This is a genomic window from Salipaludibacillus keqinensis (assembly GCF_003226325.1).
GTDB classification, from domain to species: Bacteria; Bacillota; Bacilli; order Bacillales; family Salisediminibacteriaceae; genus Salipaludibacillus; species Salipaludibacillus keqinensis.
In genome coordinates this window covers 590602-616004 of record NZ_PDOD01000003.1, presented here as the reverse complement: position 1 = coordinate 616004, position 25403 = coordinate 590602, and the positions used below count along the sequence as shown (strand labels likewise).

Annotated in this window: 27 protein-coding genes; 8 read left to right on the top strand and 19 right to left on the bottom strand. The window is 37.9% G+C overall.

Going from position 1 to position 25403, the window contains the following annotated elements; genetic code table 11:
• Window positions 1–490: 490 nt before the first annotated feature.
• The gene (locus tag CR194_RS15015; protein WP_110610487.1) at window positions 491–1366 is read right to left on the bottom strand and encodes a hypothetical protein; all 876 of its coding nucleotides are present in this window, start codon (window positions 1364–1366) and stop codon (window positions 491–493) included.
• Between the two features lie 384 nt (window positions 1367–1750).
• On the opposite strand from CR194_RS15015, the gene CR194_RS15010 reads away from it, so the two are divergent.
• Window positions 1751–2335, top strand: coding sequence for a biotin transporter BioY (locus CR194_RS15010; RefSeq protein WP_158282287.1), 585 nt, complete (start codon window positions 1751–1753; stop codon window positions 2333–2335).
• 150 nt (window positions 2336–2485) lie between these two features.
• On the opposite strand, the gene CR194_RS15005 is transcribed toward CR194_RS15010, so the two are convergent.
• From CR194_RS15005 to CR194_RS14985, 5 genes are all read right to left on the bottom strand, one after another.
• On the bottom strand, window positions 2486–3829 hold the full coding sequence (locus tag CR194_RS15005) for a Na+/H+ antiporter family protein (RefSeq protein ID WP_110610485.1): 1344 nt from the start codon (window positions 3827–3829) through the stop codon (window positions 2486–2488).
• A 260-nt stretch (window positions 3830–4089) separates the two neighbouring features.
• Window positions 4090–5169, bottom strand: a complete 1080-nt coding sequence (locus CR194_RS15000) for a DctP family TRAP transporter solute-binding subunit (protein ID WP_110610484.1) — start codon at window positions 5167–5169, stop codon at window positions 4090–4092.
• Between the two features lie 57 nt (window positions 5170–5226).
• Entirely contained in the window at window positions 5227–6495 is a 1269-nt protein-coding gene (locus tag CR194_RS14995; RefSeq protein ID WP_110610483.1) for a TRAP transporter large permease, read from the bottom strand.
• A gap of 25 nt (window positions 6496–6520) precedes the next feature.
• Window positions 6521–7054 carry a TRAP transporter small permease gene (locus CR194_RS14990; RefSeq protein WP_233254379.1) on the bottom strand — a complete coding sequence of 178 codons (534 nt, stop codon included), beginning with the start codon at window positions 7052–7054 and terminating at the stop codon, window positions 6521–6523.
• Window positions 7055–7599: 545 nt separating this feature from the next.
• A complete protein-coding gene (locus CR194_RS14985; protein ID WP_110610482.1) occupies window positions 7600–9024 on the bottom strand; it encodes a hypothetical protein in 1425 nt (474 codons plus the stop codon).
• 219 nt (window positions 9025–9243) lie between these two features.
• On the opposite strand from CR194_RS14985, the gene CR194_RS14980 reads away from it, so the two are divergent.
• Window positions 9244–9720 carry a divergent PAP2 family protein gene (locus CR194_RS14980; RefSeq protein ID WP_110610481.1) on the top strand — a complete coding sequence of 159 codons (477 nt, stop codon included), beginning with the start codon at window positions 9244–9246 and terminating at the stop codon, window positions 9718–9720.
• A 71-nt stretch (window positions 9721–9791) separates the two neighbouring features.
• On the opposite strand, the gene CR194_RS14975 is transcribed toward CR194_RS14980, so the two are convergent.
• The 4 genes from CR194_RS14975 to CR194_RS14965 form a co-directional block, all read right to left on the bottom strand.
• Window positions 9792–10460: a 3D domain-containing protein gene (locus CR194_RS14975; protein WP_110610480.1), complete on the bottom strand. Its 669-nt coding sequence runs from the start codon at window positions 10458–10460 to the stop codon at window positions 9792–9794.
• A gap of 123 nt (window positions 10461–10583) precedes the next feature.
• The gene (locus CR194_RS14970) at window positions 10584–10904 is read right to left on the bottom strand and encodes a YuiB family protein (protein ID WP_110610479.1); all 321 of its coding nucleotides are present in this window, start codon (window positions 10902–10904) and stop codon (window positions 10584–10586) included.
• Window positions 10905–11198: 294 nt separating this feature from the next.
• The gene (locus tag CR194_RS20320; RefSeq protein ID WP_158282286.1) at window positions 11199–11330 is read right to left on the bottom strand and encodes a YuiA family protein; all 132 of its coding nucleotides are present in this window, start codon (window positions 11328–11330) and stop codon (window positions 11199–11201) included.
• A gap of 396 nt (window positions 11331–11726) precedes the next feature.
• Window positions 11727–12935, bottom strand: a complete 1209-nt coding sequence (locus CR194_RS14965; RefSeq protein WP_110610478.1) for an NAD(P)/FAD-dependent oxidoreductase — start codon at window positions 12933–12935, stop codon at window positions 11727–11729.
• 443 nt (window positions 12936–13378) lie between these two features.
• On the opposite strand from CR194_RS14965, the gene CR194_RS14960 reads away from it, so the two are divergent.
• The gene (locus tag CR194_RS14960; protein WP_110610477.1) at window positions 13379–14374 is read left to right on the top strand and encodes an NAD(P)/FAD-dependent oxidoreductase; all 996 of its coding nucleotides are present in this window, start codon (window positions 13379–13381) and stop codon (window positions 14372–14374) included.
• Window positions 14375–14768: 394 nt separating this feature from the next.
• Here CR194_RS14960 and CR194_RS14955 read toward each other — a convergent pair whose 3' ends face one another.
• Window positions 14769–15119 (bottom strand): HesB/IscA family protein, encoded by a 351-nt coding sequence (locus CR194_RS14955; RefSeq protein WP_110610476.1) that lies wholly within the window; start codon window positions 15117–15119, stop codon window positions 14769–14771.
• 259 nt (window positions 15120–15378) lie between these two features.
• Here CR194_RS14955 and mqnE point away from each other — a divergent pair, with 259 nt between their 5' ends.
• A complete protein-coding gene (mqnE, locus tag CR194_RS14950) occupies window positions 15379–16473 on the top strand; it encodes an aminofutalosine synthase MqnE (RefSeq protein WP_110610475.1) in 1095 nt (364 codons plus the stop codon).
• Between the two features lie 70 nt (window positions 16474–16543).
• On the opposite strand, the gene CR194_RS14945 is transcribed toward mqnE, so the two are convergent.
• Entirely contained in the window at window positions 16544–16780 is a 237-nt protein-coding gene (locus CR194_RS14945) for a hypothetical protein (RefSeq protein ID WP_110610474.1), read from the bottom strand.
• Window positions 16781–16887: 107 nt separating this feature from the next.
• Window positions 16888–17124, bottom strand: coding sequence for a YuzB family protein (locus CR194_RS14940; protein ID WP_110610473.1), 237 nt, complete (start codon window positions 17122–17124; stop codon window positions 16888–16890).
• A gap of 255 nt (window positions 17125–17379) precedes the next feature.
• Here CR194_RS14940 and CR194_RS14935 point away from each other — a divergent pair, with 255 nt between their 5' ends.
• The gene (locus CR194_RS14935; RefSeq protein ID WP_110610472.1) at window positions 17380–18450 is read left to right on the top strand and encodes an NAD(P)/FAD-dependent oxidoreductase; all 1071 of its coding nucleotides are present in this window, start codon (window positions 17380–17382) and stop codon (window positions 18448–18450) included.
• 45 nt (window positions 18451–18495) lie between these two features.
• Here CR194_RS14935 and CR194_RS14930 read toward each other — a convergent pair whose 3' ends face one another.
• The gene (locus CR194_RS14930) at window positions 18496–18807 is read right to left on the bottom strand and encodes a YuzD family protein (RefSeq protein ID WP_110610471.1); all 312 of its coding nucleotides are present in this window, start codon (window positions 18805–18807) and stop codon (window positions 18496–18498) included.
• A 164-nt stretch (window positions 18808–18971) separates the two neighbouring features.
• Between CR194_RS14930 and CR194_RS14925 the strand changes: the two genes are divergently transcribed.
• Window positions 18972–19208: a NifU family protein gene (locus CR194_RS14925; protein ID WP_110610470.1), complete on the top strand. Its 237-nt coding sequence runs from the start codon at window positions 18972–18974 to the stop codon at window positions 19206–19208.
• Between the two features lie 52 nt (window positions 19209–19260).
• On the opposite strand, the gene CR194_RS14920 is transcribed toward CR194_RS14925, so the two are convergent.
• Both CR194_RS14920 and yutH read right to left on the bottom strand, forming a co-directional pair.
• Window positions 19261–20241, bottom strand: a complete 981-nt coding sequence (locus CR194_RS14920; protein ID WP_110610469.1) for a 2-hydroxyacid dehydrogenase — start codon at window positions 20239–20241, stop codon at window positions 19261–19263.
• A gap of 87 nt (window positions 20242–20328) precedes the next feature.
• Window positions 20329–21375 (bottom strand): spore coat putative kinase YutH, encoded by a 1047-nt coding sequence (gene yutH / locus CR194_RS14915; RefSeq protein ID WP_110610468.1) that lies wholly within the window; start codon window positions 21373–21375, stop codon window positions 20329–20331.
• A gap of 150 nt (window positions 21376–21525) precedes the next feature.
• Here yutH and CR194_RS14910 point away from each other — a divergent pair, with 150 nt between their 5' ends.
• Window positions 21526–22014 (top strand): phosphatidylglycerophosphatase A family protein, encoded by a 489-nt coding sequence (locus CR194_RS14910; RefSeq protein ID WP_233254378.1) that lies wholly within the window; start codon window positions 21526–21528, stop codon window positions 22012–22014.
• Between the two features lie 108 nt (window positions 22015–22122).
• Here the strand turns inward: CR194_RS14910 and CR194_RS14905 are convergent, their stop codons facing one another.
• From CR194_RS14905 to CR194_RS14895, 3 genes are all read right to left on the bottom strand, one after another.
• Window positions 22123–22887, bottom strand: a complete 765-nt coding sequence (locus CR194_RS14905; protein WP_110610466.1) for a TIGR01457 family HAD-type hydrolase — start codon at window positions 22885–22887, stop codon at window positions 22123–22125.
• A 130-nt stretch (window positions 22888–23017) separates the two neighbouring features.
• Window positions 23018–23659 (bottom strand): helix-turn-helix transcriptional regulator, encoded by a 642-nt coding sequence (locus CR194_RS14900; protein WP_110610465.1) that lies wholly within the window; start codon window positions 23657–23659, stop codon window positions 23018–23020.
• Between the two features lie 134 nt (window positions 23660–23793).
• Window positions 23794–24240 (bottom strand): DUF86 domain-containing protein, encoded by a 447-nt coding sequence (locus CR194_RS14895; protein ID WP_110610464.1) that lies wholly within the window; start codon window positions 24238–24240, stop codon window positions 23794–23796.
• A gap of 179 nt (window positions 24241–24419) precedes the next feature.
• Between CR194_RS14895 and glpX the strand changes: the two genes are divergently transcribed.
• Entirely contained in the window at window positions 24420–25397 is a 978-nt protein-coding gene (glpX, locus tag CR194_RS14890) for a class II fructose-bisphosphatase (protein WP_110610463.1), read from the top strand.
• Window positions 25398–25403: the final 6 nt, after the last annotated feature.

Here is a 25403-nt window from a genome sequence, read left to right as displayed (position 1 = left end):
ATTAGGCACGCCGCCAGCGTTCGTCCTGAGCCAGGATCAAACTCTCCGATAAAGTACGATGACTAATCATCAAGTTTGATGTCTCTGACATCAAAAAGTTAAAAATTTGTTTCATTGACGGGATATTATAAAATATCCCACTTCGCTTGGCTTTTTGTTTAGTTTTCAAAGGTCACTTAACGAAATTAAGTAAATAAGTTATCGTTTCTAGTCGTTTTTTAGCGACTTACTTATCATAACATGGCGACTTGATGTCGTCAATAGTTATTTTCATAAGTTGTTTTTGCTACATCGCTGTTTTCTTAGCGACAAGTAATAATATATCAAAATAATAAATGTTTTGCAATACTTTTTTCAAAAAAACTATTATTATTTTTTCGCTAATCACTGCGACCTGATCAATTATATCTATCCACTACGTTCAAGTCAACACAAAATTAAAATACCGTTATAAACTATAACGGTACCCAGTGATCCCAAACAAATTTAATTAAACAGAGTATATATGAGGTAGTGGATCTACATCAAAATAGTCTGCAAAATCCCAATCATAAAACGATACTTTATGATTATCTGTATATCTTTCAAAGAGATCGTTGCCCTTAAACCCAATGATAGAAAGTGGCCCTTTTATTGAAAAGACCGTAGACTGGCGTTTTTTTCTTTTAAGGGGGGGTGTGAAATGAAAGTTGTCACCCTCTCGCTCATAAAATACAGGAATGTTTAAAAGCTCCTTTCCTTTGCGTTTAATAGTAGTCATTAATATAATGGAACGAAGTTTTTGGATAGCAACTTCTGATTTTGTCATACTCATTGCTAACCAATGATAGCTTTGACTAACAGAACTAAGCTTTTCATAAAGCTCCTCGATTACACTTTTCAATAATCCCGTCTCTGCGGAAACTTTCTCAAGTGAGTAGTCTTGTAAAAATTGCCTAAAGGCATCAAATGTTCTGTCACCCTCTGTAAGATAGTCCGGAATATATTTTTGTTCATTGATAATAAAGTTCATGTAGCCTAAAGACAACCATCCTTCTGTTCCATTTTTGATATGGTATTCAGAACAGTATCTTATATGAAGCTTTTCTTTACAGCTATTAATTACTATTATTTTCTTACGGTTGCTATACCACGTTTTTATTTTACGTCGAACAGAAGGTATATATTTTTCATCATTAATCCAAACGATCATTTCTTCAGCATCCTCTATCTCTAAACGTTTTGCTCCAGATGGATAAACCATATACATCACTTCATCAATTAATTTGTGTGATGAAGTGCCCTTAGTTGATATAGCGCCCCTATCTCTTAAACAAGTTGACTGATTATCTGATAAATTAATCGGAGAATAGCTTTTATTAATCAAAAGAATTCTCCTCCTCTCTTTTATATTATGTTCATATATTCACATGTGTAGTTTTAGTAAAATGAACTCATTAATAGAACTTCTCCAAACAAATAAACAGTTAATCTTTTTTTAGCAGTTTGGAAAGTCTTACTCATTATCTCCTCAAGGAACACAACACTAGTGTTTATATTGAGGGTAGCTTTGGATTGAAGCTAAAAGAATATATTGATTATCGTAACACGATAATCTTCATTTTCTAGCTCGGAAAATGAACGCTCTGTGAAGATTGAAAAGCCAAATTAAAAACTGGGGTTCAACATTGCGTTGACAATTGAAATAAAGGATCTTATGATAATGTTAACTTGTATTTTATTTTAGTTTACAATCAGAGGAGAGATGAACATGACTAGCAATCAATTTCGAGTGGTGGATTTAACAAAAGGAGCAATATTTATTGCCCTCATGGCAATTGGAGCAAACTTGGCTGCATTTATCTCTTTAGGTCCTGTACCATTAACTTTTCAAACAGTTATCGCTATTTTAGCAGGGATATTACTGGGTAAGAAATTAGGTACTTTTTCCATGATCGGTTACTTTTTCATTGGATTAATAGGTGTACCAGTTTTTGCTGGGTTTACTGGAGGTTTTCAAGTGATTGCCTCTCCCACTTTCGGTTTCATATTATCTTTCATCCTCATTGCCTATGCCACTGGTACTTTAATGGAAAAATCTAATCCAAATAATTTGATCACTTTTTACAAGGCCTGCTATTTAGGACTAATAGTCAATTATGTGGTAGGTGTTCCATATTTATATTTCCATAGTTCCATTATTCTCGGACTCGATGGAATTGAATTCTTTCCTATTGTAGCTGGCATGACTCCATTTTTTATCAAAGACTTCATTTTAGCTACATTTACCGCTGTTTTGGCACCTCAATTAATGAAGGCCGTCTTTAGAACCCCCCAGTATAACCAAGCGTCGTGACACAAGCGTGTTGATCAGTTTAATTTAAAAAAAGTTGCTATAACCGCCCTTACTCCTAAGAGTTGAATACTTAAAAACAATGACCCATACGAAAATAATTGAAATACAAAAAGAGTGAACGCCCATACGTTCACTCTTTTCTATCCGCTTTTATAAAATCATAGCCGCTAACCAACCGAAAATAATTAGTGGAATATTAAAATGCAAGAAGGTAGGTACACAAGTATCCCAAATATGGTTATGTTGTCCATCGGCATTTAAACCAGCTGTAGGACCTAATGTGCTATCCGATGCAGGTGAACCAGCATCCCCAAGAGCACCCGCCGTTCCTATTAACGCAATCGTAGCCATCGGTGATAAACCGATCGCAGCGGCCAACGGAACAAAGATCGCTGCAATAATAGGTATAGTAGCAAACGAAGATCCAATACCCATTGTGATAAATAATCCAATGATAAGCATGACGATGGCAGCTAAGCCATGATTATTACCGATCCAACCAGATGTAGAATCTACGAGTAAATCTACATGACCCGTTTCTCTAATGACCTCAGCAAATCCTCCGGCTGTAATCATGACAAATCCGATAAAAGCTAACATTTTCATTCCGCCGGTCATTAACTCTTCTGATTGATTTAAACTAAATTCTTTCTTTATATGAAGATAACCGAAATAAACATATAAAATAATCAAGCCTGTAAGGGCTCCAAATACCATTGAATCTGTTTGAATTTGTGCGATAAGCACAGTTAAGATCGCAATGATTCCAATAACCACGCCTGGAAGAGTGTAATGATAAGTAGCCGCCTCTTCATTCGAGGTAAATTCTCTATTTTCATAGCGCCGACTTTTCTTGTAACTGATAAAAATGGCAATTATTAACCCTACAACCATCCCGGAAACAGGAATCATTAACGCCTGCGGTACCATGTCCATGTTCACTGACATACCGTTTTCTTCCATATTTGTCACTACAATGTCATGGAAGATGAGTCCATAACCTGCAGGAATAAGAATATAGGGTGCCTTTAACCCGAATGTCAAAGCAGTAGCAGCCGCTCTTCGATCTAACGCCAACTCATTAAACACTTTTAATAAAGGAGGAATTAATATAGGTATAAAAGCAATATGCACCGGGACTAAATTTTGTGAAAATGAAGCCACAATGGCGATTACAAATAGCAATAACACTTTGGTCATCGTTTTCTTTCGATCTTCTCCTTCTCTGCCTACTACTTTAATAGCGAATTTAACTAATAGATTCGGTAACCCTGTATAGCTTATCGCCACAGCAAAGGCTCCGAGCATCGCATAGCTTAATGCCACACTAGCGTTTGCACCTAAACCACTCGTGAATATTTCCACAGTTTCAGTGATCGAAAACCCTGCGGTTATCCCGCCTATCATGGCACCACCGATTAAAGCAATCACAACGTGAACACGCATTAAACTTAAGACAATCATTACTAATACAGCTAAGATGACAGCATTCATTTTACAAACCCCTTTAATTATTATACTTTATTGTGATAAAACTCTAATGTACGAAAACAGTATTTAATCTATCATTTATTTAAACTTGTGTCAACGATATTCGTAAGCCATTAACGATTTTTAATAGGACGATTTATGATTGCTTTATCTTTAATTAAGTAAGGAAAAGAAAAACAAACAGATGCACATAATATTCATCCAACACTAATTGACGCAACAAAAAAGCCAGGAGTAATCTCCTGGCTTTGCAATAACCTCTATTAGTTACCTTGCGCTTCATCAATTTCATCTAAAAGCATATCTAAAATTCTACCTGCGTCTTCTCCATTGTTTTCACGGAAGAAGTCACGTACTGGTAAAGCTAACTCTCGGAATGCTTCACGCTCATCTTCAGAAAGTTCATAAACTTCCGTCGGGTTGTCAGTATCTTCTTCAATAACTGTTAAAAACTCTTCGTTCATCTCGTCTTGTAGATCATAGCCTACTTCACGCATTTCTTCTATTGTTTCATCGATCATTTCTTGAACATCTTCAGGAAGTTCATTATAGAAATCTGTATTTACTACAGTCATGGCAACGTAGTTGTTGTGATTTGAAATGGTCATATGATCTTGAACTTCATGAAAACCAGCGTTTTCAATAAAGAAAATAGGGTTTTCTTGACCGTCAACGACACCTTGGTCTAAACCTGTGTACAACTCTCCCCAGTCCATAGGCGTTGGATCCGCATCATACGCTTCATAAGAAGTGTTGATTAATGGTGAGTTTTGTACACGAATTTGGAATCCATTAAAGTCTTCTGGCGTGCGAAGTGGTTGGTTACCAGTCCACTGCATAGCCCCTTCTGTCCAATAAGCAAGAGGAGTCATTGAATGCTCTTCATACTTTTCTCGAAGTTCTACATTTAAAGCTTCACTTTCATTTAAAATCTGTTGAGTTAATTCAATGTCATCCGGGAACAAGAAGTGTAAGGCAAAGATTTGAGCTTCTTCAACCATTGTTCCTGTGAAACCTGGAGAAACGATACCAAATTCAGTAGAACCCATCATCAGTTGTTCTGCTTGGTCAACCCCATCACCTAAACCACCGTATTCATAGACAGTCATTTCGATGTTTCCATCTGACTTCTCTTGAAGACGCTCAGCGAATTCAGCAGCATATTCATATTGAACTTCACCTTGCATTTCCTCTGTAACGAAATCCCACTGATATTCAGGGTCTCCTCCACCATCAGCACTGTTACCGTTATTACCATTATCATCGTTATTACCGCCGCAAGCTGCTAAAACCAAACTTAAACTCACTGCTCCACTAATTAATAAGCCTTTTTTCTTCAACATATCTAATATTACCCCCAAAGATTTTTTTATTTAAAGGATGACCCTCAATCCCCTTATCTATCTAATTAAGAAAAGAGAGATATCCTCAAACAATATAACTAAAATAGCTACTATCACTAACATTACGATGTAAGGAGGCGTACCTCTAATAACGTCTAAATAAGATTTATTAAAGACCGCACTTGCGGTGAATATATCTACCCCGAATGGAGGCGTAGCCGATCCTAATGCAGCTTGGAACACAATGACGACGCCTAAATGAACAGGGTCTACACCTGCAGCAGTTGCTACTGGTGCAAAAATTGGCGTTAATATTAAAATAACCACAATTGGGTCTACAAACATACAACCGATAAAGAAAAATAGTGCAACAATAAACAATATAGTTAAAGCTGATGGATCAGGTCCTAATACAGCATCAGTTAATGTATGTGGTATTCTTGCTCGGTTAATAGCGACCGAAAAGGCTTGTCCAGCGGCCACTAGTATAAACACAGCGGAAGTTACCAGGCCGGTTGAAAGGGCGATTTTCGGTAAATGAAAGATTTTAATCGACCTAAAAACTAAAACTTCTAGAATAAGTGCATATAGTACGGATACACCAGCGGCCTCAGTAGGTGTGAAATATCCCATATAAATACCGCCAACGATAATGACAGGAAAACCAAGTGGCAATAATGCCTTTCTAGTAAATGTGAATCGTTCTGACCACGACGCCTTTTCCACACGTGGTATATTATGAACCTTGGCATGAATAACTGCATAGACGGCAAAAAATAAGAATATTAGTAGACCAGGTCCAATACCCGCTATAAACAGATCACCTACAGAAGCATCAGCCACTAAGGCATAAATAATCATACCAATACTTGGAGGAATTAATAACGCAATATCACTAGCATTAATAATAAGTGCGATGGCGCTGGAATCTTTGTAACCCATTTTTAGAAGTCGTTGTCGCATCGGAGTCCCTACAGCTACAACCGTCGCTTGAGTGGAACCGGAAATGGAACCAAATAACGTACAAGCCGCTGCAGTCGTGATGGCATATCCTCCACGCATATGACCAACAAAGGAACCTACAAAATCTACGAGGCGATTAGATGTTTTTCCTGTAGACATGATATCAGCTGCAAAAATAAATAAAGGGACAGCTAATAAGGAATACGGAACAATTCCTGTCCTCATTTGCTGAATAAGGATATAAGGGTCTATATTATCAAGGAAGAAAAAAACTAAAATCATTGCCCCTGAAATCAGAGGAATCATCATAGGAAAGCCCATGAGCAAAAGTAGCACCATGGCTACCAATATTATCCATTCCATTATGAAATCCTTTCATTACGTATTTTTATTGTTCATCATAATCTTTTTTCTCTTGTGCTAAATAAACTTCTTTATTAACAATATTGATCCACATATTCCTCAAAAACTGAACTCCGCCTAGAAAAAATCCTATAGGCATGAACATAACCATGACCCAATATGGAATTTCTAATGAAGAGGTTACTCTCGTTTGACCTGCAGTGTACACATAAGCGTAATAACATAAAACAAACAAAATGATCGCTGTTACAAGAGGATTAATGATGGATAAAGCTTTTTTCACTTTTTTAGGCGCCATATCAAAAAATGCCGACATACTAATATGTCTTCCTTTTCTTGCCGCATAACTGATCCCCATGAATGTTGCCATGATAATAGCAATCTCACTTATTTCTGCAGCAAAGCCCCAACTTCGGCCAGTTATTTGTCGAACGACAACATTACCAAATGTCATAATGGAAATAATAATAATCGCCCAACTAAGAACAAGTATCTCAAACTTAATGAGCAAGTAATCAATCCAGCCGATTATTTTTTTAAATAGACTAAGTACGTTCAACGTACATACTCCTCCTTGTTCGGAATACGAACTCTTAACACTGAGTTTCCGGTTTTTAGTAGTCGGACTTAACCCTCTGAGATAGATGAACTGAATTACACAAACCTATGAACTATCTCTTCAATTGAAGTAAAATGTAAAAATAATGAATTGCATTCAGTTTAATTGTTTTTAATCCTCCCCTCTCATGTAATTAATGATATAGTGAGATAGGCATAATAGATCAGAATGCTTTTAAAAGAAATCATAAAGACGCAACAAAACTTTTTCTGAAAAGTAAATTACCAATTTTTTCGTCTTTTGTGCTATTAAATAGCATATCGGAATCCTACTTTTATCACAAAACCGGCAAGAATACGTATCAGCGAATATATACTTATTTAATGCTTTAATATAATATCACCTAACTACAATGGCTTTATCCTTCGACCAACTCTTAGTTAAAGCATTTTTCACAGACTTCAAGTTATTTTACGATTTCCCTTATCTTTAAATACTTAAACACTCATTTTGAGGTTCATTTTGTATTTTTACATACTTGGGCTTTAATATCCTTGATTTATCCAGTTCAAATTAGCTAAGATGACGTCAACTTCCTCTTGCAATCGATAGTGATTTGGATCTTTCGATTTGTTCAATCTAGTGTAGAATACATCAATATGAAGCCACGTCATATGACCTGCTGTATCGCCTAAGCTTACCACTTCTTTTAACTGTCTTCCCACAGGGTGACCATTTCGCTTAAACGGGAGGAACCACCATTTCTGTTCGAATGAATCATTTGATTTCATACGGAGATACTCAAGTTTAGGATCGTTCGTCAATGCGATTTGATATCCCCCCCCTATTTCAAAATGTAAATCCTTCAGAAACGTTCCTAAAGTGATCACAGTATCTGCTTTTTCCTGTTTGGCAAAACTCACACAATCAGATAATTTCATCTTCAGCTGACCGACTGAGTCTTCACTTTGAATGATTTCTTCATTCATTAATCGAACCATTTCTATTGCTTCAGCAGATTTGTCGAACGTTAGAGGACATAAGATCGATAATTTAATGGGAAGTTTCTTTTTAGCAATCTGTTCGAAGATTGACAATGCAAGCAGTGCACCAACTCTGTCTGTGTAAACCCTTTGAGTTTGACCTTGATTGTTTCTAATATATTCGACTTCTTTAGTGATTCTTCCTGCTCCTATAAGAAAAAATCCGGCCCCATCTTTTTCCAACTTACCTGGATTATAATCAAGTTTCACCAGCGACGGCGAGGTGTTTGTCTTTGCCGCAGAGGCGAGAATCCCCCCCATACCTAAAGCATGCAAGTCTTCATGATCAAAAATGTCTGAGTGGACATTCTCATAAGATGATAAACGCTTAAAGACCTCTAACAGTTTCGTTTCATCCATTAATTCGTAAGGAAGTTCTAATAGCTGCTGATTTTTTTTCAACATTTCAGATAAATAACTAGTTTCAGCAAGTTGCTCTTGAAAACCTTTGCCGTCACTTTCTTCATTTAGGACAAATGAAATCTCTGTACGCCAAGATGTTTCATCTAAACAGGAGTAAGACCCTTTTAACATTACTTCAAAAAGCTCAAGCTCTACCTCTTTAGAATGATCATTTATGAACGTTGGCCAGTAAACCGCCGTATAATGTAATCGCTCATGTTTTGACAGTCGGGACAATGTTTTTCCTACATTAAAATAGGCAGTAGCTGAAGAATGTTTCTCTCTTCCCAATCCAATGACATAAATAAATTTTACGGAGCTCTCCTTTTTGTAGACAGGAAGGGAATGCCACTCTCCTTCGTTTCCCCAATGTTGGTAAGTTTGCAGCCAGTCAGATACCGGGACATCAAACGCTTCTTCCATCCACTGATAAAGATCTCGATTCTTTTTACCTCCAGCAAACTTTCCAATCACAAGTACTTTCTTTTCATTATCACTTAACAAATCTGACGTGAATTGAATCACCTTTTCACCTCTTTTACTAACGATAGATAAATGAAGCTAAATCCCTTCGTTTACATTCATACTGAGTAGGGGAATAGTATGATATAATGAGGAATACGCCTATAAACTCTCGGCTTTAAGGTCTACTATTTTCGACTGGCCGATAATATGTATATATTTGATAGTACATGATCAGATCACTCACTACAAAGTTTAATGCAGAAAGGATCTTGACCACACATGGAATTATTTATAAATTTCCCTTTGTGGGCAGCACTTTTTTCCATCGGTTTTGCCCAATTTATTAAAGTACCTTTGCAATTTGTCGCTTCAAGGAAGTTTGACTGGACTCTTCTCACAAGTACAGGTGGTATGCCTAGTTCACATTCAGCTGCCGTTACAGCCCTTTCTACAGCCATTGCGTTAGAACACGGGTTGGAGTCACCATTTTTTGCTATATCTGCTGTGTTTGGAATTATCGTCATGTTTGACGCAACAGGTGTTCGTCGTCATGCCGGCGAGCAAGCAACTGTGATTAATCGACTGGTGACTGATTTCAATAAAGCTGTATCAGAAATGAAGCATTGGCAAGAAAAAAAAGAACAAGAGAAACGAAAAGAGTTAAAAGAATTACTTGGACATCAGCCCATTGAAGTATTTTTTGGAGGGTTGTTAGGAATTATTCTAGCTCTTGCCTTGCATGCCATGTTTATGTAAAAATCACATTATTTAATAAAAATATAAAAAGTTGCTGACTATAGATGTCAGCAACTTTTTATTTTGTCCTATTACGAAGCAGAAGTATATTGATTTCTAAAACTTTGAACTTCTTCAGCTTCATTCAATTCGATGATATCTTCTTCAGTAATTTGACCATTTCCTTCTTCAACTACATAAACTTCAACATTTTTTTTACCCCATAATTCATACACTTCATCCACGGTCTCATAATATAAATCAATTTTATCCCCTTTAATAGCCGAGCCGGTGTCCGCCACAACACCATACCCGTATCCTGGGATAAAAAGAATTGTCCCTATAGGGAAAACATCAGGATCAGCAGCAATCGTAGAATAAAGATCCCGTTTTACTTTTACTCCTGAAAAAGTAATGCCATATTGAGGATGACCTTCTGATTTACCCGTTGATTCAACCCCAGCAGTATACCCTGTTGCCAAAACATTGGTTGAAGGATATTCAGACCAGTCTACAGCCTCTTCTACTGTTTCCGGTTTCGTTTCTTCGGACGAAAACAAGTTAGGTTCAATATTAAGGGCTGTTGCAGTATCATTATCAAGCTCAGCTTTCTCCTGAGAATCAGTCAGTGGAATTCCTGTCCACCATTCTTTTAATTGATCAATACTTACATTAGTTATTGTTGTGTAAGTTGTGAATACAGCTGTAGTTAATAAAAGCAACATACCTATTCGTTGTAATTGCTTCTTTAGTGAAATCATTTCTCACACCCCTCATCCACAAAGGATGTCCAAAAAGAAATCACATTATACTAATGAAGGCTCATAGATATCAAGCAATCTCCTTCTATTTACATGTAAAAAAACTCTTCCCGGAAGAAGAGTTTAAAACATTTGATATCCTCGTGATCTTAACATCCGAATAGCAATACCTGATAATATAGCGCCAACCATTCCTGCAATAAGGATAATCACATCAGCAGTCGTTAGTGCTGTAAGACTATTCCACAGGTCAGAAAACGAACTTGAAGGTTCTCTAAAGTAACTAAAGAAACCCGACTGATCCACAATAAAGAAAATAACAATTGGATATATGACTGCCATCGTCCACGTAGAACGTAGAAGCATATTTAAAATAAAACCAATACCAAAAAACAACACAAAATAAAGAAGTATGGCAATAATTAATTGCGGCAAATTTAACACGTTCTTGTTCACCCCCATAAGATCAAACTTTAGTTTACTCAATTCTGACCATAACGTCAATGACAAGAGCTTATCTTGATGTCGGGAATGTTAGCAAAACAAAAAGACTTCCAGCATGAGCAGAAGTCATAAAAAATGTTTATTTGGCTACGTTAAAGACGGTCGTTGATTCAATAAAACATGCAAGCGTCCCGGATGTATTTCCTATTACATCAAGTATGTGCCCTTGGGACGCAAGCCTGCATCATCACCATATAACAGAGCCATTTATTTTCTCACAGAGCTTTGTTTCACTCAACTATGTTTCCTACCCGAACCTTGGCACTGATAGCACGTTTCAGAGCCACCTAATAACAATTGGTAATACCCTTTTCCAGTACAGTAAGGGCAATCACTCAGTTTTAATTTTTTCTTCGAAAATGTCATGATGACTCCTCCTCCCTCTAATTAAAGATTATTCTGAAGTTTCTGATAATATATCAAATATCTTTCTTTTTGCAAAGTGTTATATTACCTCACAATCGTTCGTGTAAGCGCAAACATTAATGAAATACTCTCTATTTCTGAGGATTCAGGAGACTTTCTTCCTTTTTAATTTCATTCATTTAAAGCGGCAAATTTTTAATTAAAACGGGCAAATTCTTGGTGTTAGCAAACTCAATGAATGGATTCTGCTCCGCGTGAATTCATCCTTGTCGACGAAAAAGTAAGTCTCTTGATTAACCTATGAAGAAGGTAGGAAGAGGACAATCTTCAAAAGTTAACTCAACCTATATAAAAAAAACTAACTCAAGGAGATTACTCCGAGAGTTAGCCGGTTTATTAAAACAAGTTTAATTTACCTTTTTTAAGAACTAATGGCATTCCACCAAGTAAGAAGAGATAACGGTTATCAATTAATTTCTTGACAGCAGAAGCAGAGTTCCCGTAAAGTTTTCTGTCTCCCACAAGTCCGATAGCTTCTTTTCCACCTAGAGATGCGACGGTTCCTTTAATGTCAGGTTTGAATTCTTCAAGCTCTGTCTTACCTTCAATAAGAGCTTTGATGTTATTTGAGCAAGTATATGCTTGCTGAATAGCAATTTGTGCAGTTGGTGGATAAGGACGATTAATTTCTTCGTTAATAATTAGTGCACAGTCTCCAATAATGAACACATCGTCATGATCCGGTGCACGAAGATCCTTGTCTACTTTCACTCGGCCGCGCATTGTTTCAAATCCAGAGTTTTCAATAATAGAACTTCCTCGAATTCCTGTCGTCCAAACGATCGTTTGAGCTTTGATTTCTTCGCCGTCTGCAAGTAAGACTCGACCATCTTGTACTTCTTTAATAGGAGTGTTAATTTTAAATTCCACGCCTCGGCTTTCAAGCAGATTCATGGCATATTCAACAAGTTCTTCGTCAAATCCAGGTAAAGCGCTCGGGGCCGCTTCAACAGAATAAACTTTTACTTTTTCACGAGCAATGTCATACTCTTTGCATAATTCCGGAATCCGCTCAGAAAGTTCTCCAACAAATTCAATTCCAGTGAATCCGGCACCTGCAACGACGAAAGTTAACACGTCTTCGTGTTTTTCATCTTGCTTGTTGTAACTGGCAAACATGTACTCAATATGTTCACGAATTAAACGAACGGAGTTTACACTGCGAATGGAAAACGCGTTCTCGGTTACACCAGGGATTCCGAAAGTTTCTGGTTCTGATCCAAGTCCGATTACAAGGTAATCGTAATCCAACTCACCTTTTTCAAGAATGACTTTTTTCTCATCTTTCTTGATTTCGACAACGGAATCTTTAATAAATTGAATTTTGTTTGTGTCAATGACACTATCAATTTTCATTCGCGTCTTATCATGGTGAAGAGTTCCTGCTGCTGGCTCATGTAACCATGTGGTTTGATAATGATAATTGTGTTTATTAACTAAGGTGATGTCCGCGTCTCGGTGAGCGTTTGACTTTTGTAAACGCGAGGCCGTCATCATTCCACCGTACCCTGCGCCCAATATAACTATTTTTGGCTTTTTTTCCATTCTACTCACTCCAATTTAGTTGTTATTCTCCAGTTTTCCCGACAATCGTCCATGTCAAGCGTGTATTTTCTTACCATCTAAAACATAAGATTGTGATATAATTCACGTATAAGTGCATAAAAATATGATGATTAGATAGATTGTAACATTAACACGGAGAATATGTTTGATTTCCTCTATCATCATATGATTAATGGCATCGTTTTTCAACTGTTTTTTGACGATTTCATGAACTTTTTATCTTATTTTTGAATGAAGACATTTATATAAACTATATTTTTCCTATTATAACGTTTCATACGTTTGTAAACTTGATGAGAGTTATATTGAAAGAATCTTTCGACTTATTCGATTAATTGACGTCGAAACCTTTTCTTAACCAGAGATAATGACTATAATATTAATTGAGACAGCTGTCTAATATAAGAGTGGAGGTGTGGGGTTTGTCACAAGAAAAAGAAATATATGATATTACGATCATTGGGGGAGGACCTGTCGGGTTATTTACGGCCTTTTATGGTGGTTTAAGACAGGCTAAAGTCAAAGTCATTGAAGCAATGCCTCAGCTAGGGGGGCAACTATCAGCGCTCTATCCAGAAAAGTACATATACGATATCGCTGGTTTCCCAAAGATACGCGCTCAAGAATTAGTGGACAATTTAGAAGAACAAGCGAAACAGTTTGATCCTACCATTGTATTGGAACAAGCTGTAGAAAAGGTTGAAAAGGGAGACGACAACATTTTCACCCTGAAAACAGACAAGGAAGAACATTACACAAAAACCGTTATTATTACTGCTGGCGTCGGTGCATTTAAACCTCGTCGTCTTGAGGTTGAAGGCGCTGAACAATTTGAAGGCAAAAATCTTCATTACTTCGTCAGTGACTTGAATAAATTCGCCGGTGATCGCGTCGTATTAGCCGGAGGTGGTGATTCAGCTGTAGACTGGACGTTAATGTTAGAAGATATCGCTGAAGAAATTACTATCGTCCACCGTAGAAATAAATTCCGTGCACATGAGCACAGTGTCGAACAACTAATGAACTCTGAAAAAATCACAGTTCGCACTCCATTCGTAGTAGAAGAACTGCATCATGATGGAAATAAAATTAATGCTGTTACGCTCAAAGAAAAAAATGGAGAAGAAACACATAAAGTGGATATTGACACATTAATTGTTAACTATGGCTTTATTTCAAACCTAGGACCGATTAAAGAATGGGGCTTGGAAATTGAGAAGAATTCAATTGTTGTAAATTCCAGTATGGAAACAAATATTAAAGGGATCTATGCTTGCGGAGATATCGCTACTTATGAAGGAAAAGCAAAACTTATTGCCTCCGGTTTCGGTGAAGCACCAACTGCCATTAATAAAGCAAAAGTTTATATCGATCCAACAGCAAGTGCTACAGCTGGGCACAGCTCTAGCTTGATGTAAGGTCTCTTTCGAACATTTTTCCGAAGCTATTTTTTGGTAAAACAAGGTGAACAATTCAACTAAAAATCAATTGGATAATGATGCTCTGGAGGACAAACTGACAGTTGTTTCGAACGGGGTTAGAAAATATTCAATTCTTTTTGTTTCATAAAGGTCCTTATCATCACTGATGGTAAGGATCTTTTTGTTGACAATTAAATAACCTTTGAAACCTGCGTCAGAACCCTTCAAACCGACTACAGAACGGCTTACGGGCTACAGAACCTCTCAGACCGGACCCAGAACCATCCAAACCGAGTAAAAAAACGCCCTGAGTGCAAAACCTCTTAAACCAACTATATTTCCTCTACAAAAAAACAGCTTCTCATTGAGAAGCTGTTTAACATTTATTCACTTAGCAATCTTCCGGTGTTCCTGCATTGGTAGCTGTTCTAAATGATGATCCACATCCACACGAGGCAATTGCGTTCGGATTATCGAGAGTGAATCCGCCACCCATCATATTTTGCTTATAATCAATTTTCACGCCTTCAAGCATCGGAATGCTTTCTTTATCTACTACAATAGCAATTCCTTCTATTTCCAATGATTTATCATCATCATGGACTTCTGTTTCAAAGCCCATGCCGTAAGATAGACCGCTACATCCCCCACCTTGTACACCAACTCGAAGGTATTTCGCTCCTTCTTCTTGTGCCAGCATTTCTTTCACTTGATTAGCAGCTGCTTCAGTAATAGTTAACATGGTCGTCCCTCCTCACAATTTAGTTCTTACTCTTATTATAACGACTAATATCTTTGCCTTCAAGAATCGTCAATGATTGAACCCAGTTGTCACTTATCATCTTATGCGAAATCTGTAGAATGAGGAATCTTCTGTTTGGCACACTTACCAAAATGATGGTAAGATAAAGGGAGTTTCGAGAAGCGAAATGAGAATGCTCTTCAGTTTTCAACAGAGCTGAATAATAGAGAATATAGACTTTTAAAGGTAGGGGATTGGAATGAGTACGATTTTGCTTGACCAAGATCTACAAGGAATTAAAGACAAAGTAATGAATGGTGAAAGGTTATCTATTGAAGATGGCTTGAAGCTTTATGATACAACCGATTTACTCACAGTGGCTCAATTAGCCAATCACGTGAATGAACAAAAAAATGGGAAGAATGTTTACTTCATTCAAAACATGTACATTAATCCAACGAACGTATGTGAAGCAAGTTGTACTTTCTGTGGTTTTAAGCGTAAGCCAGGCGAAGAAGGCGCGTATACGATGGATGAACAAGAACTCCTTAAGTATGTAGAAGATCGATGGAATGATAACATTCGTGAGTTCCACATTGTTGGAGGTCACAATACAGAAGTTCCATTCGATTACTATTTAGATACGATTCGAGTATTGAAAAAACATTACCCTCAATGTACAGTCAAGGCGTATACAGGAGCTGAAATCGAATTTTTCGCCAGACTTTCTGGTCTATCCATGAAAGAAGTCCTTGAAGAATTGGTGAAAGCTGGACTTGATACATTACCTGGAGGCGGTGCAGAAATATTAACTGAACGCTACCGAGCCAAAATGAGTCCTGAAAAAGCTTCAACTGATGAATGGCTCGAAGCACACGAACTTGCTCACGGTCTTGGGTTAAAAACACATGCCACGATGCTTTACGGTTCCATAGAAAAAAAGGAAGAACGGTTAATACACATGGATCGCCTGAGAAAGCTTCAAGATAAAACAAACGGTTTTATGGTCTTTATTCCATTAGCTATGCAACCAAAAAGTGTAAATGCAGGTCTTAAGCGACGGACATCGGCTTATGACGACTTACGTACGATCGCGATTAGTCGACTAATGTTGGACAACTTCGATCACATTAAAGCTTATTGGATTAACATTGGCCCACAACTTACTCAAATGGCTTTATCATTTGGGAGTTCAGATATTCATGGCACACTCATTGAAGAAAGAATCTCCCATTCAGCTGGCGCTCTTACTTCACAAGGGTTAACACGTGAAGAGCTGATTCACTTAATTAAAGGCGCAGACAAGCAACCAGTAGAACGGGACACTTTCTACAATGTCATTCAAAGATATTAAATAGCAAAAAACGAAGCCGAGGTAACTCTCGGCTTCGTTTTTTCGTTTTACTATTATTTACTTACTGCGATTACCGTAGTCTTTCATTCGTCCAGAAATAATCCTCATCTGCTTCTAAAATCACCATTGTTTTTAGACAACAAGGCATATTAGCTCTCACTTTAAATCCTTCTTTAGCTTTCTCAAGCGACCCCTTTGTCATATGAAGAGAAATATTCTCTTCTGAACAATAAGGACAGCTAGACAAATAGATATCTCCCATTTGCTTTTCATAAGGCCATGTATGATCAAAAGGGATAGGTTTCATAGGAAAAGCCTCCAATTCATTTAATTATGTAACAAGCTATCCCCAATTATTTTCAGGTAAGCTTATAAAAAATAGCCGGCATGAAGCAGGCATGCACGGCTTATTCATTAGAACATTGGATTTTCGTCGAGAAATTTATAAATATTTTCAAGTAAATCATCATTGGTGTCCCCAGTGATCACTTCCCCATTTACTAGAGCAAATCGACTTCTCGAACATTGACCACAAAAGCTTAAGCAACCATACTCGATCACATCAAGATCAGGGTCTTTTTCCAATTCTTCTTTCACTTTCTGCGTTCCACTTGCTAAATTACTCACGCAGAATTCTATTATTGGTTTCATTTCATTTCACCTCGGTTTATTAGAACACTTACCTCGTTAATGCTACCTGCCTGTTTTTTAACTGTCAACAGTTTAACACCGTATCAATTATAGCAATAAATACAAACGCTTTCATTTCCCGTTGTAGAATTCGCCAAAAACTGATATATTTAGATTGTCATCAATTTGTCATAAATACATCGTAGTGAGAAGAGGTAAGCGTTGTAGGAAGCAGTTCGTTTACTCTCCTTTGAACGATTAAAGGGGGTTAATCCCGTGCAAAACCTTGTTATTTTAGGTGGAGGTTACGGAGGGCTAAGAGCCATTCAAAAACTTTTAAACGAGAAAGATGTCAAACAAGTATCCATTACATTAATTGAGAAGGAAGCTTATCACAGTCTAAAGACAGAATTTTACGCTCTGGCGGCTGGAACAGTAGCTGATCGCCACTTAAGAATGTCCTTTCCAAATGATGTTCGCTTGGAATTAAAGTTTGAACCAGTAAAAAGTATTCATTTAGACGACAATAAAGTAGAATTGGAATCAGGTGATTTTATCCCCTATGATGATCTTATTATTGGATTAGGCTGCGAGGATAAATATCACGGCGTACCAGGTGCTAAAGAAAATACTCTCAGTATTCAAAGTATGCGCAGAGCGAGGAAGACTTATCATGTTCTCCAAGGTGTTCGTCCAAATGGCCGAGTAGCCATTGTCGGCGGAGGACTTAGCGGAGTTGAACTTGCTAGTGAACTTAGAGAAAGTAGACCTGATTTAGAGATTCTTTTGTATGACCGAGGTGAAAATATTCTATCCATGTTCCCAGCAAGGTTATACAATTATGTAACGAATTGGTTTAATGAGAATGATGTGACCATTATTAATCGGGCTAACATTACGAAAGTTGAATGGAACGTCTTGTATAATCATGATGAACCGATAGAAACAGATGCCATTATTTGGACGGCGGGCATTCAAGCTAATAAAATTGTCCGTGAACTAGATGTTGACAAAGATCAAATGGGTCGCTTATTCACAACGAAACATCATCATTTGCCTAATTACGAAAACGTCTTCGTGGTTGGTGACTGCGCAGCCTCTACTCATGCTCCTAGTGCTCAGTTAGCTGAAGCACAATCAGAGCGTGTAGCTATGCTTCTAAACAAAAAATGGAAAGGTGAGCCCTATCCAGAGGAAATGCCTAAAATGAAACTAAAAGGAGTCCTTGGTTCATTAGGTAAAAAACACGGTTTCGGTTTGATGGGCGAGAAATCATTAACGGGAAGAGTCCCTCGCGTACTCAAATCCGGGGTCTTATGGATGTATAAGCATCATTCAGGACATTAACACTTCTTCATGTAAAACATTGAAAAAAGTAGCCTTTAACTGAGGCTACTTTTTCGCTGTCTCTTCAATTTTTCTAAAAATAACGGGTAATCGTGGGTTGCCTTCTGCAACGACTTCGCTATTGATTACAACTAGTGGATAAAAGTATTCGTCTTCAAGGATCTTTTCTGAAAAGGACTTTTCTTCTTCCGTCGTTGGTGAGTAAATATCACAATATGTAACCTCGTACTCGTCCTGTGGAAATTTCCGCTGAATTGCTGCATCGAGCCATTCTTTTGTTTCAAGGGCACTCGGCAAATGAATACAACTAGCACATTTGACTTCTGCACCATAAACAGTAATATGAATATTGGTCATCCTCGTCACCTCCTAATTAGTCTTATTTTAACATGGTTTACCGAACAAAGGAGGTTTTCACCTTTCACACATTGGTCACGGTAGCTAGAGAAAAATTAATGCAACATCATGGATTTTTTCTGTCAATGATACTATAATAGATGTAAAGAAAGGAGTGTTTCTATATGACAACAGAAACAATGGAATCACAAGTTCAAGAAGTGCTCGATAAATTACGTCCATTCTTATTAAGAGATGGAGGGGACGTTGAATTAGTTGATATCGAGGATGGCGTCGTTAAGGTACGTCTTATGGGAGCTTGCGGCTCTTGCCCGAGTTCAACAATTACCCTAAAAGCAGGTATTGAACGTGCCCTTTTAGAGGAAGTACCAGGAGTAACAGAACTAGAACAAGTATTTTAAGTTACGATTTAAATGATCAAAGGGAGTTGCAGCCAACTGCAACTCCCTTTTTTTATTTTAATATGTCTCCATTTACGATCGCTTCAGGCCTGTCCCCTTTAATGACATTTACAATATTACGACTGGCAAGAGCCGCCATAGCAAGCCTAGTCTCTATACTAGCACTGCCGATATGTGGAAGAGCGACAACATTTGATAAACTTAACAATGGATGGTCTGTTGTAATCGGTTCTTGCCGAAACACATCAAGCCCCGCTCCTGCAATCTTTTCTTCTTTCAATGCTTTTATTAAATCTTCTTCAACGACAATGCCCCCTCTTGAAGCATTGATAAAGATCGCTGATCGTTTCATCTTCTCAAACACGTCATAAGTAAACAAATCTTTTGTATCATCGGTCATTGGGGCTAAGCAAACAACATAATCGGACCGTTCAATCAATTCATCGAAAGAAACAAAAGTAGCTCCTAACTCTTTTTCTGCTTTCTCATTATGAGACCGGTTGTGATATAGAATCTCCATCTCAAAACCAGTCGCTCTTTTAGCAACAGCAGAACCAATTCTACCCATACCTAAAATTCCAATTGTTTTATGATGAATGTCCGTCCCCGCCAGAAGCAGCGGCGCCCAATTATTCCATTTTCCTTCTTTTATATATTGTGCAGCTTCGACAATCCTTCTACTTGTAGCCATTAATAGGGCAAAGGTTAAATCAGCGGTGGTGTCTGATAATACTTCCGGTGTATTGCAGACAGCAATCCCCTTCTCTGAAGCCATGTCCACATCAATATTATCAAAACCGACAGCTAAATTAGCAATGACTTTTAGATTCGCCGCTCGATTAAGTAATTCTTCATCAATGCTGTCAGTTAGCATGGTATACAATCCAACTGCCTTTTCTGCTTTTTTAAGAAGTATTTCTCTCGGTACAGGTGTTTCTTTTTCAGGCCATACTTCCACTTCTGCCATTTCTTTTAAAGCGGTCAGGCTCACTTCAGGTACTTGTCTCGTTACGAATACAAATGGCTTAGACATATTAACGTAAATTCCCCTCTCCAATGAAATGATAACGCATACACCTATAGTATACATCAGATCATCGGATCATCAATAATTTCCTTTTTAGATCTCTTTTGCTACCCACTTAGGTATAACAGGGTTAGATAAGCTTGCAGGAAAAAAGGTTGAAATGGAATGAATAAAAGTCTCATATTCTTCTGTCTGAGAATAAAGAGTTGTTAATTCATCTTCAATTCCTGCTTTTACTTCTTCATCTACGGTGCGATAATATTTTTCAATTTGATCCAAGTAATGAACTGGAAAGACCAATCTTGCCATAAGTAAATGAATATCTTTCATTTCCAGAGGCCGGACTGTTTGATAACGAGATAAAAAATTTTCAGTTCTCTTTATTTTCCGACGAAAGGAAAGGTCTCCTGCCCCAATATGTCTGACATACTCTGCAAGATCACGTGTGAAGTGATCATAATAAAAATCGGCTGGTACTTTGTATTTTGCTACTTGGTGTTCATCTAAGGTGAGCCAACACCCTTCATGGAATCGATAATGGCAGATCGTATTTCCTCTTTCATCTCGTATAGCAAAGGGATCGTTGATCAACAAATCAGTCATCATTTGAATGGCATTTTCCGTTAGACCTAAAAAGTAGGGGAAACTTAGTAAAAACAGCTCATCCATTTTCCTTTTATACCGTTCGTGCTGGATCTTCACATACCAATTTTCTAGTTGGTCCAACCGTTTTATCCAACGCTGCCTCCAAGAATACCAAGTCCCTTGTGAAAGGTGCTGCTCAAAATACTCTCCTCGTATATGAAATTGGGCTAACCTTCTAGCGATAGACTTTTCCTCTTGGAAAGAAGGTTCACGCAGTTGATCAGATGGTAATTCACAAATGATCACTTCTTGCCCATCCACAACCGAGATCGCCTTGCCCGTACTCGATAAGATAGGAATGACTACATCACGTTCTTGCTGATAGGTTAAATACTCAGCCATCCTTTTTTGTTCTAAAATCCTTTTATCATTTAAAAGGGATCCTTGACGCAATAAATATTTCTTGCCATTTCCATCAATAATAAGGTCATTTCCTAGATGCATGGTCTTTTCTAAATGAATGCGAAAATGTTCGTACAAGTGTCTCTCAAGCACCGAGCATCCCCCCTGAGTCTGTGAAATGAAATCTCCTTTACAAAATAGACTATGAGGAAGGCGCCCAAATTGTTCCACAGCAGGGAATATCTTTGATGGCTATGAATACACTAAATCAAACAAAATACAATCTGAAAGCAGGAGGAAATGATGAAAAATCATCCAGGCATCGTTGAAGAAACAGCTAAAAAGTGGCTTTCTGAACGTGGAGTAGCGTTGGAGGATATAGCAGATTTGGTTTACACACTCCAATCAGGTTATTATCCTAAATTAACAAAAGAGGAATGTTTAGACAACGTCAACCGAGTTCTTAGTAAAAGAGAAGTGCATAATGCCATATTAACAGGGATTCAAATTGACCGACTAGCTGAGGAAGGAAAGTTAGCCTCCCCTCTTCAAGAAATCATTGATCGTGATGAAGGGCTTTACGGCATTGATGAAATCATCGCCTTGTCCATCGTCAATGTTTACGGTTCAATCGGATTTACTAATTACGGATATATCGACAAAGTGAAGCCAGGTATCTTAAAAAAGTTGAACAACAAAAATTACGGTTGCCATACCTTTTTAGATGATATTGTCGGTGCGATTGCTGCCGCCGCCTCAAGCCGATTAGCGCATAAAACAGAAGAATCTTAGATCTTTGTAAAAAAACGTTGTAACAAAACCAAAATAAAAAAAGCTTAAGACGAATGGATCTATCCTTTCTCTCCAGTCGTCTTAAGCTATTTGCGATTCAGCAACACGTTATACTTCCCAGTCATCTAATGACTTAATGGACCAAGTCGGCTGGATATTTTCTTTACTCAACTGTTCTTTTGAAGTGACACCTGTATGAACAATGATTGTGTCCATATTTGCTCGTATACCCGCGAGAATATCCGTCTGATAATTATCTCCAACCATGACTGTTTCATCGCGGCTCATTCCTAATACTTCAAGAGCTTGGTCAACAATGATCGACTCCGGTTTGCCGATAAAGGTTGGTTTAACCCCCGTGGAGACTTGAACAACAGAAGTGAGAGAGCCGTTACCTGGAAGTAGCCCTCGCTCTGAAGGAATGGCTACATCCCCATTTGTCGACAAAAATGCCGCTCCCTTTCTTACCGCAAGACAAGCGGTGGTAAGCTTTTCATAATTAATTTCTCGGTCAATCCCCATAACTATCACATCTGCATGTTGGTTTACCAACTCTAGTCCTTGCTTCACTAAAGCATCTTCTAATCCTCTTTCTCCAATCATATAAACTTTTGCTTTTCCATATGTTTGATCTATGTACTGCGCTGTAGCCATACTCGTAGTGAAAACATGACCCTCAGTAGCAGGAATGTCCATTGAAATAAGCTTATCTGCCACTTCAGCTGGCGTTCTCGAAGAGTTGTTAGTGACAAATAAATAGGGTATGTTTTTATGTTCTAACTTTTTAACAAATCTCGAAGCAGCTTCGATTTTCTCTTCTCCACGGTACATCGTTCCATCTAAATCAATTAAATAGCCTTTATATTGTTTCATAATGAACATCTCCTTACATCATCTCTCTGTAATACTTGGCGGGGTCGCATTAGATAAAATTTTCCAGGGGGATCTTAGTGGAATATTCTTCAACCTGGAAAAAAGAAGCGCCACTCCTATAGAGTGACGTTTACATTGTCTCAGATTGTTTGATTTTATAACAGCAGTGACCTTCTTGTCCAGTAGCCATGCATGTTTGACAATCTACATGGGCGGTTTTTAATAGGTCTTTAAACAATTCCATTTCCGCCTTGCAAACGACGGGAAATTCTTTTGCTACTTCGGCAATTGGACAATTATATTCCTTAAAGGTATAAGTTCCATCTTCATTTTTCTCTACTTCTACCATGTAGCCTTGCTCATTTTGAATGGTTTGTAATTCATGGACACGGCTATCAAAGTCCTTTAAGAACATCCGCTTTTCATAGCGAAGTCTCATCTTTTCTTTCCGTTGATCAAATAGTTCTTGAACTTTTTCTAGTCCCTCAATTTCTTGAATATTTCTCAATAACTCTATCGTTAAGTCGCGATAATTTCTAGGGAATAACTCTTGACCTTCGGCTGATAGTTGATACACATTCGTCGGTCTTCCCATTGCCTGTCTCAACAAGCTCGTTTCAACTATATGATCTCTCTCAAGCGTGTTCAGGTGCCGCCTAACTGCCATCTCTGTGATCGCCAACTCTTTTGCCATACTTGATACTGTCATTTGTTTTTTCTTTTTCAACAAGCTTAGAATTTGGTCTCGTGTTGAGGTGGTTTTCGTGGTCATATCCTCACCTTCCTTTATTCTAGTTTATCGAAGGTTTCCATAACAGTAAATTTAATATCAACAAAGTTTCTAAAATTGACTTAATCCGTTCATAATTTGTTCACTATTTCACTTACTACACACTCAGCCTTTTCTTACTCTTTGTTGGGAAGAAAAGCCGACACTGGACCTAACTCATTTTCAACATACTTACGAATTTTACCCGGAAATTGGAGAAGTGTGCTGGACTGCTTTCTAAAAGAATGGTACAAATCAGCTGTATTTAAATCAATATAATGATGGATCAATTCTTTCCTCCATGGAATGAGTGTTTCAAGTCCTTTACCCTCATCTTTAGAAAGTACTTTTTCATCCACAAGAATATGTATTATGTCTTCGTAACTACCAGGATCTCTCATAATAAAACCATCGATCATTTGGTTACCGATGTCCATCATCACTTCAATCATCATATGACACATTCTTTCGAGAGCCAGTTCTGATTCTGAAGTTTCTGGAAGTTTCATTTTACTAAATTCTTCAATCATGCTTTCCAAATAAGAAAGTCTTTTTTCCATCAATTTACCATCTACAAAGTACATTGAAACCACTCCTATAAAAATTAAATTAGTATAACATATTGAAAGGGCTTTCTTTAAAAAAAGTGCACTAAATATCAAAATAAGATTTATTTTGTATGTATTTTTTGTTATTATGATGAAGGATTTAGAAGCTGTATGTATAGTATAACCCGAATCAAACAAATATTGGAGGAATCATTGTGGATAGAGAACTTGCAATGGAAATTGTACGAGTAACAGAGGCAGCTGCATTGGCTTCTGCCCAGTGGATGGGAAGAGGATTGAAGAACGAAGCGGATGACGCTGCAACAACGGCTATGCGCACGATGTTTGACTCCGTAAATATGAGGGGAACTGTCGTTATTGGTGAAGGCGAATTGGACGAAGCCCCAATGCTTTATATTGGAGAAGAATTAGGGTCCGGTCACGGTCCGGAAGTAGATATTGCTGTGGATCCTCTTGAAGGCACTAGTATTGTAGCCAAAGGACACCCTAACGCTATGGCTGTTATCGCTGTTGCAGACAAAGGGACCCTCCTTCATGCGCCAGACATGTACATGGAGAAACTCGTTGTTGGTCCCGAGTCAGCTGGATTAGTTCGATTAGACGATCCGATAGAAAAAACCATTGATATCGTAGCAAAAATGAATAACAAACGTGTCCGCGACATGACTGTAATCATCCAAGAAAGAGAACGCCATCAAGAATTAGTCGAACGTGTTCAAAAGAAGGGCGCTCGTGTTAAACTATTTGGAGACGGTGATGTAGGCGCATCGATTGCGACTGCTTTGCCACGCACAGGTATTGATTTATTTGTAGGTACTGGTGGAGCACCTGAAGGGGTCATTTCAGCAGCAGCGATCAAAGCTCTTGGAGGAGACATGCAAGCTCGACTCGTTCCAATGAATGATGATGAGTACAATCGTTGTAAAGAAATGGGATTGGATGATCCAACGATGCTCCTTACTTTAGATGATCTTGTGAAAAGTGATGACGCGATTTTTGCTGCAACTGGCGTTTCTTCAGGTGAACTTCTAGAAGGAGTTCGTTTTCTTGGAGGAGATTTAGTTGAAACAGATACTATTGTGATGAGAGCCAAAACAGGGACGGTTCGTTACATTAAAGCCCATCATCAGTTAAACCAGAAACCTCACTTAGTCATGCCCGAGCATACTTAATTAGAC